Genomic DNA, 1,027 nt, shown 5'->3' with positions numbered 1-1,027 from the left:
ACAGAGAGCCGACAGAACGCTTGTCTACCCGCCTTCACAGCCTTCGGGATAGTCGAGGCCTCAGGCGGCCGACGGACCCGGGTCGTCGAACCCGGTGTCGAAAGCCGCCATGACTTTGTTCTCCGCTTTGTCTTGCAACTCCTCGGAACGATGGACGACGCGCAGAACCGGTCCGCCCTGTCGCCATGAGACCGACGCTGCATTCCCAGTCAGCTTCAATCTCTCGCGCCTTGCGGCTTCGGGTTGATAGACCACTTCATGCACGGTCAGCGTTTCAAGGCCGCCGCCCGCAGTCGGAATGGACATGGACTGACCTTCAGCCAGACCTAGCAGCGCCAGGCCGCGCGGATTGGTGATCGGCAAAAGCATGCCGACCAGACCGCGCATCTCGTCATGTGCGACGATGCGGGTTTCGGCAGGGCCGTCGTTCACCCGATAAGCGACGCGGGTGCTGAGTGTCACGACGGTGGCCGGGATGTCTTCCCGAAACACTACAACTGCGCTCGAAATCTTCCGTTGAAGGATAGCCGAGAAGGCATCGCCGCGGGCTGGGCGGCGCTCCTGCATCACTTCAAGAATCGTGTAGTCCTTGGTCGTCAGTTGACAGCTATCGATAGTGGGCATGGTGCGTCTCCGGCCGGCCCACGAAAAGGGGATCCGGCGTCAAGCAATTGATCGGGTGTGGAGAGCTACCCCTGTGCCGGGCCAGGACAGGCCGGTACAGGGGTTACACTCCCGCGATCAGGCTGCCCGCGTGATTGAGGAGACGGATGGAAACGCCCATGTCTAGACGCCCGCCGCAATCGTCGAAGTCGCTGGCGCGCGCCGATCGCCTGCATCGCCTTCCGGAGCGGGCTGGCTCACGGCAAGCACCGTCAGTTCGTGCCGGCGCCCGTCGCGCGCGGTCCACATGATCGACTGTCCGGCCGAGAGGCCAATTAGGGCCGTGCCGATCGGCGTGAGGATTGAAACCTTGCCTTCGGAGATATCCGCACCGCCAGGAAAAACCAGCGTGACGGTTTTGGCG

At 62.8% G+C, this 1,027-nt stretch carries 2 protein-coding genes; both read right to left on the bottom strand.

The features are described 5' to 3' along the window. Window positions 1-60 precede the first annotated feature (60 nt). Window positions 61-624 carry a nucleoside-diphosphate kinase gene (locus tag EN935_RS37550; protein ID WP_127265138.1) on the bottom strand — a complete coding sequence of 188 codons (564 nt, stop codon included), beginning with the start codon at window positions 622-624 and terminating at the stop codon, window positions 61-63. Window positions 625-786: 162 nt separating this feature from the next. Further along, window positions 787-1,027 (bottom strand): GreA/GreB family elongation factor (locus EN935_RS37545; RefSeq protein ID WP_206534687.1); only part of this gene is annotated, 241 nt, incomplete at its 5' end.

Origin of the sequence: Mesorhizobium sp. M7D.F.Ca.US.004.03.1.1 (genome assembly GCF_003998635.1) — a bacterium.
GTDB classification, from domain to species: domain Bacteria; phylum Pseudomonadota; class Alphaproteobacteria; order Rhizobiales; family Rhizobiaceae; genus Mesorhizobium; species Mesorhizobium loti.
Note: the sequence above shows the minus strand (reverse complement) of the source record. Positions and strands in the feature narration are given on the sequence as shown.